A 10164-nucleotide genomic window follows, 5' to 3' on the forward strand; every position below is an offset into this window, starting at 1 on the left:
AGCCGCTTTCTTTTGCCTACTTTTCTTTGCGGCGGCAAAGAAAAGTAGGTGCCGCCCCGCACAGGGGCGACGCCTGAAGCACGCTAACGAATCGCGGATGCCAGCGAAAACACAAGCAAACCAGAAAGCTGGCGCAGCAAACACCAGCAAACCACCCAGCGTCGCAGACAACAAAAAACCCTTAAGACTTCCGCTGAATAAACTCGATCTTATACCCGTCAGGGTCAGTCACAAACGCGATAACAGTCGTACCGTGCTTCATAGGCCCGGCCTCCCGCACAACCGTCCCGCCCTGCTCCTTGATCTTGGCGCACGCGGCATACGCGTCATCCACCTCAACCGCCAGGTGCCCAAACGCATCTCCCAGATCGTACGACTCGGTATCCCAATTGTGAGTCAGCTCGATAACCGTGCCATCTTTCTCATCTTCATACCCAACAAACGCAAGCGTAAACTTACCCTCAGGATAATCATTGCGACGCAGCACTTTCATCCCGAGCAACTCGGTATAAAACTTGATCGAGCGGTCGAGATTGCCGACTCGAAGCATGGTGTGAAGAAGGCGCATTGTGTACTCCAGTATTGTGTAGGGATGTCGAGGGCGTAAATGTACAGAAAAACCGAAAACGCCGCGCGCTCGCCAAACCCTGGCCGGCGGCGTCCACACGCCCCATAGGCAAAACTTTAGAACAGATGCCGCAGCCCTGTCATCAGCCCAATCTGCGTACCCTTCTGCGCCAGCCCGACACCATTCACACCCTGCAATTGCGCGCCAATCAGACCCCCGCGATACAGCCCATAATCGCCTTCCACATAAACATCCGTGCGCTTGGACAAACTGTAATCAGCTACGAGCTGGTACTGCCACGCAGAGCCATCCTGCGCCGGCGTCTTGCCGTCCTGCAATGTCCGCCACACATTCGCTGCGAAATGCCAGGCAGCGCCCACCTGCTGCGTGATACCGCCCATTATCATTCGACGTCGTGAAAAGTCCGTGTACTTGAGCGCCGCAAGCACAGGCGCCGTAAACGGACCATTGGCGAAATTCGAAAAGCCCGCGTCGTTCTGATTGACGATATAGCCGAGCGCGAAGCGCGTCTGGTTCCACGTGTACGACGCACCAAACGTCCATGCTTTCGCCGCGCTGCCATTGACGGAATCGCGCGACTCCTCATACGCGCCGCCCAGATTCACAGGCCCGCCACTAGGCGCATAAGCAACGGCCGCGCCGTACTGCGAGCCATACGACTGGTGCCCCGCAACGCCGCCGAACGCATACCCGATCGACAACAACACGTCATGCGCGCGCGCCTGATACTGCACCTGATTGCTCGTCCAGATGCCGCCCGACATCGTCACTTCCGGCTGGAAGCTGAAGTCGTATGGAATCCACGGGTTGCTGCCATAGCCGCCAATCGTGATGCCTTCGATCAGCACGTTCGGCATCCGCCCAAAGATCAGCTTGCCGTACGACGACGACTGCACACCGACCTGCGCCTCGTTGAAAAACGGCAGCGTCGGATCGCTCTGACCGCTGTTGATGTAGATACGGTTTTCGAGCTTGAAGAAGGTCGACCAGCCGCCGCCCAGGTCCTCGACGCCGCGCAAACCCCAGCGGCTCTCCGACATGCCGCCATTGCCGAGGCCGACGCTCGAGTCACCGGTCTTGTTCACGTGCGTCATATACCGGACGCTTTCGTCGACGATGCCGTACAAGGTGACGCTCGATTGCGCGTGTGCCGTCGCGCACGTCAACGCAGGCGAAAGCGCCGCCCACGCGCAGAACCTCAGTCTCTTGCTCCCCTTCGTCATACCGTCTCCTGATCCATCCTGCATGCGTTACTGCGTGGGATTTTCTTAAAGCGGTGCGGCGTCGCTGGCGCGCAAATAGGCGAACGCAAGCAAGCGTAAGATTAATCTGTATGAAGAGTCGGGAAGATAAAAGAAAGCCCGCGTGTTGCGGGCTGTCTACAGTGGCCTTTGCAGATTCAACGAGTCGTATTTGTGACTTGACTCGCTGCGTTTCCAGCTACTTAGGAGAAGCCGCCGATACGGCCTGCGCAACCGACACATACTCTGCGACGGGCACGTCCTCCGCGCGGCGTTGCAGATCGAAGCCGAGCGCTTCGAAATCGACGATATCGCGATATGCGGATAGCGTATTTCGCAACATCTTGCGACGCTGCGAGAACGCCGCGGTGACGAGTTCACCGAGCGTTGTTTGATCGACGGAAGACAGTTCGTGCGGCGCGTACGGAATCATGCGGACGATCGCAGAATCGACTTTCGGCGGCGGCTGGAACGATTCGGGCGGCACGTCGAGCAGCTTGTCGATCACATAACGGTACTGCAACATCACAGACAACCGGCTGAACGCCTTGGTGCCCGGCTCCGCGACCATCCGCTCGACCACTTCGTTCTGCAGCATGAAATGCTGATCGATCACGCGGTCAGCGAAAGTGGCGAGATGAAACAGCAACGGGCTCGAAATGTTGTAAGGCAGATTGCCGACGATACGCAGCGTGGGCTTTTCGCCCGCTTCCGCGAGCGCGCCGAAGTCGAACGCGAGCGCATCACCTTCATGCAATTCGAGTAGCTGGCCGAACTTCTTCTTCAAACGCCCGATCAGGTCTCGGTCCAGTTCGACGGCGTGCAGCGGCGCTTCGGGCGTCGCGAGACGCCCGATCAGCGGCTCCGTCAGCGCGCCCAGCCCCGGTCCGATTTCGACCATGCGCTCGCCGCGTTGCGGACGGATCACGTCGACAATCGAATCGATGATGCCCAGGTCGACCAGAAAATTCTGTCCGAAGCGCTTGCGCGCGAAGTGGCCCTGGTGCTGTTTGCTTGAACTGTTGGACATCGATAGAAGCTACAAAAAAATCATGCGGCGCGACGGTTGCGCGCCATGGAAACTGCGGTGTCGATTGCGGCGATCAGGCTGCCCGCATCCGCGCGCCCTGTGCCGGCGAGATCGAGCGCCGTGCCGTGATCGACAGACGTGCGAATGATCGGCAAGCCGAGCGTCACATTGATGCCTTCGCCGAACGTCGCGTATTTCAGAACGGGCAGGCCCTGATCGTGAAACATCGCGAGTACGCAATCGGCTTCGTTCAGATAACGCGGCTGAAACAGCGTGTCGGCGGGATACGGGCCGCGCGCGTCGATGCCCAGCCCGTTCGCCTGTTGCAACGCCGGCGAGATCACGTCGATTTCCTCGCGGCCGAGATAGCCGTTTTCACCCGCATGCGGATTCAGGCCGGTGACGAGAATACGCGGTGCCGGCAGGCCGAAATGGTGCCGCAAGTCATGGTCGATGATACGCAGCGTGTCGACGAGGCCGTCGACCGTCAGCGCCGCCGACACGTCCTTCAGCGGCAGATGCGTCGTGGCGAGCGCGACGCGCAGCGGCCTTGCGCCCGTGCCCGCCAGCATCATCACGACGCGCGGCGTGTTGGTGCGCTCCGCCAGATATTCGGTATGACCGGTGAACGGCACGCCGGCATCGTTGATCGTGCTCTTTTGCAGAGGCGCGGTGACGATTGCGTCGAACGTGCCCGCGAGCGCGCCATCGATCGCTGCATCGAGCAGATCCAGCACGTACGGCCCGTTCTTTACGTCGAGCTTGCCGGCCTGCGCGGGCGCGGCGAGCGCGTGATGCTGCGTGGCGATGTGGCGGCCCTGCTGCGCCGCCCAGTCGATCCCAACTGCTTTCGCCCGTTCGGCCATCAAACCGCTGTCGCCGAGCACCGTGAAGTGCGCATCGGGCCAGTGCGCGCCCGCCGCGGCGAGCGCCTGTGCCGTCAGTTCAGGACCGACGCCAGCCGGCTCGCCCGTGGTGATCGCGATGTTCAGCGGTGCGTTCGAGGGCTGGGCAGCGGTCATGACCATTCCAGAGTTATTGCGCGGATGTACCCGTGATCGGGTTTGCCTTGTAATCGACATACGCGGTGTCGCGCAGCTCACGCAGCCAGTCGGCATACGCCTGTTCCGCCTTGCGCTGGCCGATAGCCTGGCGCGCGAGGTCCATCTGCTGCGAGACCGAGCCTTCCGCTTCGCGCCGGCCGAGCACCTGGATCAGGTGATAGCCGTATTCGCTTCGCACGGGCTGGCTGATCTGGTTGTCCTGCAGCGCGTTCATCGCGCGTTCGAACTCGGGCACCGTTTCGCCCGGGCTGATCCAGCCGAGATCGCCGCCTTGCGACGCCGAACCGTCCTGCGAATAGGTGCGCGCAAACTTGTCGAAATCGCCTTGGCCCGTTTCGATCTCCTGGCGGATTTCGAGCAGCTTCTGGCGCGCCTGCGGCTCCGACATGCCGTCGCCGACACGCAGCAGGATGTGGCGCACGTGCGTCTGCGTGAGCTTGGTCGAATCGGCGGAAGTCGCGCCCTGGCCAGAGCGGCGATCGACGAGTCGCACGATCTCGAAGCCGTCGTTGGTGCGGATCACGGACGGATTGACCTGGCCCGGACGCAGCGTCGAAGCTGCCGTCACGAATTCAGCCGGCAGTTTGGACGGTGACTGAAAGCCCAGGTCGCCGCCCTTCGATGCATCCGCCGCCTGCGAATTGGCCTTCGCGAGCTTCTCGAAGTTGTCGCCCTTCAATGCTTCCTGCAGCAGCCCATTCGCCTTCGTCTGCGCCGCTTCGATATCCGTCTGCGACGCGTTGAGCGGCGCCTTCAGGAGGATGTGCTCCAGGTGCAGATCGCTGGTGAGGCCGGCCGTCGGCCCACGCTGGCTCGCGATGTAGTTCGCCACTTCCGCGTCCGACACGGTGACCTTGCTGTCCACTTCCTTCTCCCGCAGACGCGAGAGGATCAGCTCCGTCTTCGCGTCGCCCGTGAAGGTCGACCAGGGCACGCCTTGCGCCTCGATACGCGCGCGATACATTTCGAGCGGCATGTTGTTGGCCTGCGCGAGACGTTCGAGCGTGCGCTGCACCTGCGCGTCGTCGACGTTGATGCCGTCTTCGCGCGCCCTCTGCAACTGGATGCGCTCCAGCACCATCTGATTGAGCACCTGCTGGCGCAACTGATCGGCAGGCGGAATCGGCGCGTGCTGCTGGTTCAGCCGCTTCGTGATCAGGCCGACGCGCATGTCCAGCTCGCGCTGCGTAATGACGCCGTTGTTGACGACAGCCGCGATCGTATCGACCGTTTGAGCATTGCTGTTGCCGCCCAGCGCCTGCGCGTGCGCAGGCGCTGCCAGCAGAATGGAAGCGGCCGCAGCGAAGCCGGTCGCGAACGTTGCCAGGCGAAGCTTTTTCATGATTGCCACAGATACTCCAGTGATGTCGGGCACGCTCGGCCCGTCTTGTCTGTTCTGCGAACGACGCGGCATCGATCTGTCACTCGCGACTCGCTCATAGGTGACCCCGTCATTCGCGACCCCGTCATTGGTAGTTGTTGAACTGCGATTCGGGCGGCGGCGGCGGCGGTGGCGGCTGATAGCCAGCAACGCTTGCGCGGAACGCAGACATCAGCCCGTTGTCGACGCTCGACAGGCCCTTGAACGTCAGCTGCGCAAGCACCCGCGTGCCGGACGTCTGGCTGCCCGTTGTGTTCACCCCGTTTGCGTAGCGCTGGAAGCCGACGCCGAGCGTCCAGCAATCCGCGTCGTATTGCACGCCGAGCAGCGCGTCGACGGCGCGGTGTCCTTTCAGGTCGTAGTTGATCCGCCCTACGCCGAAGACCCGGTGCATCAGCGGCCACTGGCCCGAGATCAGCAACTGGTTGATCGGCTGGTTGTCCAGCGTCGTGTTGGCGCGCGTGTAACGATAGCCAACGTTGATGACCTTGCCTGCTGCGGGGCTGTACCCGAAGCCGACGCTGGTCTTGACCAGCTGATTGTTGTCCGCATTATATTGGAACGCCGTTTCCGAGGCGAAACCGCCGCCGAGCTTCAGCGACGCGCCGAGAATCAGGTCCGAGTGGGTGGCCTGCTCCGACGCCTGCTGAGTCTGGTCCAGCGTGACACGCTGATCGCGGAAATAGTACTGCTGCGCGATCACGAAGCGCGCGCGTTCGTCGCCCGTCGCCGGGTTCAGGAAACGCGTAGTGATGGCGGCCGTCAGACGGTTCGCATCGGCGATACGGTCATTGCCGACGAACGTATTCGGCGTGAAGATTTCCGCGAGGCCGAAATCCGACTCAGCCGTATCGAACAGCGGCGCGAAGCTCTGGTTGCGATACGGCGTGTAGACGTAGTACAGCCGCGGTTCCAGCGTCTGGATGAAATCCTGTCCGAAGAGACGTACCGAGCGGTCGAAGATCAGGCCGGTGTCGAACGAGAACGTCGGTATCGACTCCGTGAAGTTCTTCGGCTGATTCGCGGGCGAGCCCGTGCCGATGTTGCTCAGGTCATACGACGCGAAGTGCCATTGCACCTTCGGCGTGACGAAGTAACCCGGACCGATGACGGAGTACGACAGATACGGATTGAAGACGACGCGGTCGCCTTCCGTTGCATCCGCCGTCGTGATGCGAAAGCGCGAGTAGTCCGCTTCCGCGCCGAAGTCGAAGCCACCGACGTTGTACTTCGCGTACTTCACGTTCAACTGCGGCTCGCGGCCGTACGGCGCGGTCGACGGCGAAAGCGTCTGCCAATGCTGCTCGCGCGCCAGCACGGACCATGGCCCGTTGTTGTACGTGAGGCCTGCTTCCTGCTGGTACAGCAGCTGCGTGCCGTTCAGAAACTGGTTCGTCGACGACGCCAGGTCTTCCGGATAGGTGTTGTCCGAGACCTTGTTGTAGTAGATGTACCCGCCGAAGCCCGAACCGAAGTTCTGGTTGTGCTGGATATACAGCGCGTATCGGTTCGTGTGGGTGATCTTGTCGTCGGGCAGATACTCGCCCGTGATCGAGCCGCTATACGTCGGCGACAGATAGCGGAAGTTCGCCTGCATCTGCACGCCGCGCTTCGACAGGATGCGCGGCGTCACCGTCAGATCGCGGTTGGGCGCAATGTTGAAGTAGTACGGCAGCGACAGCTCGAAACCGTTGGTCGAACTGAGCGATGCCGTCGGCGGCAACAGGCCGCTGCGCCGCGCGCCCGACAGCGGGAACGACAGCCACGGGCTCGCGAACACGGGAACGCCCTGGAAGAACAGCACGCCGTTGTGCGCGACGCCGTCATCCGCGCCCGTATCGAAATCGAACTCGCTGCCCTTGATGTACCACGCCGGATCTTCCGCGCACTGGCACGCCGTGTAGGTGCCGCGCGTGAACACCGAGCGCTCGTTATCGAGCAGATCGACGCGCTCCGCACTGCCCGAACCGCCCGTCACCGTGAAGTGATACTTGGGCGTGGTCATGAAGCCTTCGCTCGACTCGATCTTCATGTGCGCTTCCGGGCCCGAGAACGTGGCACCGTTGCCCGACAGATGGACATTGCCGTAAGCATCGGCCATGTCCGTATCCTGATCGTAATGAAGCGCGTCGGCTTTCAGCGCCGAGTTGGTGCGGCGGACTTCCGCTGCACCCTTGGCCGCGATGTCCTGGTCGGCCGTGCCCGTCGTCGAGTCGCCCAGCACGAAGGTGGCGGGGCTCTGGCCGTTGGGTGTCGAATGTTCTTCGAGTTGTGGAGCCAGCCGCAGGCCCCACGGCGCGTCTATCGGCTGCGCCTGCGCCGCCTCTCCCGCCAGCTGCGCATGCGAGAGCGCGGGCAGCAGACCCGGCACGGCGACCAGCGCCGCTGCGAGCCGCCTTCTGCGCGGCAGGGCGTCAGAGGAGGAAGTGGTTCGGAAAAGCTGTCTAGGCGGCATGTATCGTTTGGCGTATCGGCCCTGCTGTCAGTTCATGTGCCCGGCCATCAGTCACGAGTTGCCGCCTGTGCAATCGGGCATCGAATGCACAACTATTGACGATTCATGCAGCGATAAGGCGGGCGACCCAACGAGATGCGCGAGAACTGACGCGAGTCGCGTCAAAAAAGTCGTGGGGTATTATATGGCAAGACGTTGCCCACCCCGATTTTGTCACCGGCTTTTCATGACGCTTCCCCCCGTATCTTCCCTTACATCCGCTTCTTCGACGGCGGACGCCCGGCTCGAGCTTCTCGGCGCCTGGCTGCAAACCCACGCCGGCCGCTACGGCCTCGACCTCGCCACGCTGAAGCCCGCTTCCGCCGATGCGAGCTTTCGCCGCTACTTCCGCCTCGCGGGCAGCGGCGCGGAGCTTGTCGCGGGCGGCGCGACGGTGATCGCCGTCGATGCGCCGCCGCCCGAAAAATGCCGCGAATTCGTGCAGGTGGCGGGTTTGCTGGCCGACGCGGGCGTCCACGTGCCGCGCGTGCTGGAAGTCGATCTCGATGCGGGCTTCATGCTCGTCACCGATCTCGGCACGCAGTCGTATCTGTCGACGCTGAAGCAGAGCAGTCCCGCCGAAGCCAAAACACTGATGCGCGACGCGCTCGATGCGCTGATCCGCTGGCAGCTCGCCTCGCGCGAAGACGTGCTGCCGCCGTTCGACGAAGCGTTCCTGCGCCGCGAGATGGAGCTGATGCCGGAATGGTTCATCGGCCGGCATCTCGGGCAGGAAGTGGATAAGAACACGCGCGGCGTGCTCGATCGCACGTTCGCGCTGCTGGTCGCGAGCGCGCGGGCGCAGCCGCAGGTTTTCATGCTGCGCGATTTCATGCCGCGCAATCTGATGATCGCCAGCCCGAATCCAGGCGTGCTCGACTTTCAGGACGCGGTGTACGGCCCGATCACGTATGACGTTGCGTCGCTGCTGCGCGATGCGTTCATCGGTTGGGACGAAGAGTTCGAACTGGACTGCTTCGTGTACTACTGGGAGCGCGCGAAAAAAGCGGGGCTGCCCGTCGATGCTGACTTCGGCGAGTTCTATCGACAGCTCGAATGGATGGGTTTGCAGCGGCATATCAAGGTGCTCGGGCTGTTCTGCCGGATCAACTATCGCGATAGCAAGCCGCATTACATGGCGGATCTGCCGCGTTTCATCGGCTATGCACGCAAGGTGTGCGAGCGTTACCGGCCGCTCGTGCCGTTCGCCAGGCTGCTCGATGACCTCGAAGGCCGCGCCGTCGACGTCGGCTACACGTTCTGACGGGTGAAGAACTTGAATAAAGCGATGATCTTCGCCGCCGGGCGCGGCGACCGGATGCGGCCGTTGACGGACACGTGTCCGAAGCCGTTGTTGAAAGTGGGCGGCAAGGCGCTGATCGAATGGCAGATCGAGCGGCTGGCAGTCGCGGGGTTTACGACGATTGTCGTTAATCATGCCTGGCTCGGCGCGCAGATCGAGGATGCCTTGGGCGATGGTTCGCGGTTTGGTGTCGAGTTGCGTTATTCCGCGGAGCATGAAGCGCTTGAAACGGCGGGTGGGATTGCCAAGGCTTTGCCGCTGCTGGAGGACTCAGGCAGGCCTGAGGTGTTCGTTGGCGTCGCGGGTGATGTGTACGCGGATTTTGATTATTCGACGCTGCGCGCGGCGGGTGCTCGTCTTGCGGCTGCGGATTCGCCGGGGATGCATCTTGTGATGGTGCCGAATCCTTCGTTTCATCCTGCTGGGGATTTTGTGCTCGGCGGCGATGGGCTGTTGGCGCTTGAGGGCTCGCCACGGTATACGTTCGGTAGCATCGGGCTCTATGACACACGGATGTTTCGGGATCTCCCCGTTGGGACGCGGCGCGCGCTTACGCCGTTTTATCGCGAGACTATTGCGCAGGGGCGCGCTACTGGGGCGCTGTATGACGGGTTGTGGGAGAACGTTGGGACTCCGGCGCAGCTTCGGGCGCTTGATGAGTTGTTGAAGGTGTAGGTTTTTTTGTCTGCGACGCTTGGGTGGTTTGCTTGTCTTTGTTCTGGCATCCGGGTGGCTGGGTTTGCTGCGCAAGCGGTTTTGATGTTTTTGCCTTTTCGCTGGCATCCGCGATTCGTTAGCGTGCTTCAGGCGTCGCCCCTGTGCGGGGCGGCACCTACTTTTCTTTGCCGCCGCAAAGAAAAGTAGGCAAAAGAAAGCGGCTCACACCGCCAACACTTGTGCCTGCCTGAGGGCCCCCAAAGGGTCTTACGCTTCACACGGCAACGGCTCTGTTGGCGCGTGTTGCCAACGCTTTGAATAAACGCATCACCCGCTTCAAATGCATTTGCACGGGCAAGCGGCGGCGAATGGTATGTGCCGCCCAGGTGGCAAACTGTGTGTAGG

General features: G+C 61.9%; 8 protein-coding genes. 2 read left to right on the forward strand and 6 right to left on the reverse strand.

What is annotated here, in order from left to right:
* Positions 1–181 precede the first annotated feature (181 nt).
* The 6 genes from gloA to BLT65_RS46030 form a co-directional block, all read right to left on the reverse strand.
* On the reverse strand, positions 182–568 hold the full coding sequence (gloA, locus tag BLT65_RS46005) for a lactoylglutathione lyase (RefSeq protein ID WP_042316975.1): 387 nt from the start codon (positions 566–568) through the stop codon (positions 182–184).
* Positions 569–684: 116 nt separating this feature from the next.
* Positions 685–1812, reverse strand: coding sequence for a porin (locus BLT65_RS46010; protein ID WP_091790682.1), 1128 nt, complete (start codon positions 1810–1812; stop codon positions 685–687).
* A gap of 217 nt (positions 1813–2029) precedes the next feature.
* The gene (rsmA, locus tag BLT65_RS46015; RefSeq protein ID WP_091790683.1) at positions 2030–2860 is read right to left on the reverse strand and encodes a 16S rRNA (adenine(1518)-N(6)/adenine(1519)-N(6))-dimethyltransferase RsmA; all 831 of its coding nucleotides are present in this window, start codon (positions 2858–2860) and stop codon (positions 2030–2032) included.
* A 20-nt stretch (positions 2861–2880) separates the two neighbouring features.
* Positions 2881–3882 (reverse strand): 4-hydroxythreonine-4-phosphate dehydrogenase PdxA, encoded by a 1002-nt coding sequence (pdxA, locus tag BLT65_RS46020; protein ID WP_091790684.1) that lies wholly within the window; start codon positions 3880–3882, stop codon positions 2881–2883.
* A 13-nt stretch (positions 3883–3895) separates the two neighbouring features.
* Entirely contained in the window at positions 3896–5275 is a 1380-nt protein-coding gene (locus BLT65_RS46025; protein ID WP_174485124.1) for a peptidylprolyl isomerase, read from the reverse strand.
* A gap of 115 nt (positions 5276–5390) precedes the next feature.
* On the reverse strand, positions 5391–7760 hold the full coding sequence (locus BLT65_RS46030; RefSeq protein WP_091790685.1) for an LPS-assembly protein LptD: 2370 nt from the start codon (positions 7758–7760) through the stop codon (positions 5391–5393).
* Between the two features lie 226 nt (positions 7761–7986).
* On the opposite strand from BLT65_RS46030, the gene BLT65_RS46035 reads away from it, so the two are divergent.
* Complete coding sequence (locus BLT65_RS46035) at positions 7987–9063, forward strand: aminoglycoside phosphotransferase family protein (RefSeq protein ID WP_042316995.1); 1077 nt, start codon at positions 7987–7989, stop codon at positions 9061–9063.
* A 24-nt stretch (positions 9064–9087) separates the two neighbouring features.
* Positions 9088–9777 (forward strand): N-acetylmuramate alpha-1-phosphate uridylyltransferase MurU, encoded by a 690-nt coding sequence (gene murU, locus BLT65_RS46040; RefSeq protein WP_091790686.1) that lies wholly within the window; start codon positions 9088–9090, stop codon positions 9775–9777.
* The last annotated feature ends 387 nt before the right edge of the window (positions 9778–10164 follow it).

The sequence above is a fragment of the Paraburkholderia steynii genome (assembly GCF_900100565.1).
GTDB lineage: Bacteria > Pseudomonadota > Gammaproteobacteria > Burkholderiales > Burkholderiaceae > Paraburkholderia > Paraburkholderia terrae.

Excerpts from the sequence above, each read along its gene's own strand:
- BLT65_RS46010 (WP_091790682.1), bottom strand. The coding sequence starts at position 1,812 with ATGACGAAGGGGAGCAAGAGACTGAGGTTCTGCGCGTGGGCGGCGCTT.
- gloA (WP_042316975.1), bottom strand. The coding sequence starts at position 568 with ATGCGCCTTCTTCACACCATGCTTCGAGTCGGCAATCTCGACCGCTCG.
- BLT65_RS46035 (WP_042316995.1), top strand. The coding sequence starts at position 7,987 with ATGACGCTTCCCCCCGTATCTTCCCTTACATCCGCTTCTTCGACGGCG.
- BLT65_RS46030 (WP_091790685.1), bottom strand. The coding sequence starts at position 7,760 with ATGCCGCCTAGACAGCTTTTCCGAACCACTTCCTCCTCTGACGCCCTG.
- pdxA (WP_091790684.1), bottom strand. The coding sequence starts at position 3,882 with ATGACCGCTGCCCAGCCCTCGAACGCACCGCTGAACATCGCGATCACC.
- murU (WP_091790686.1), top strand. The coding sequence starts at position 9,088 with ATGATCTTCGCCGCCGGGCGCGGCGACCGGATGCGGCCGTTGACGGAC.
- rsmA (WP_091790683.1), bottom strand. The coding sequence starts at position 2,860 with ATGTCCAACAGTTCAAGCAAACAGCACCAGGGCCACTTCGCGCGCAAG.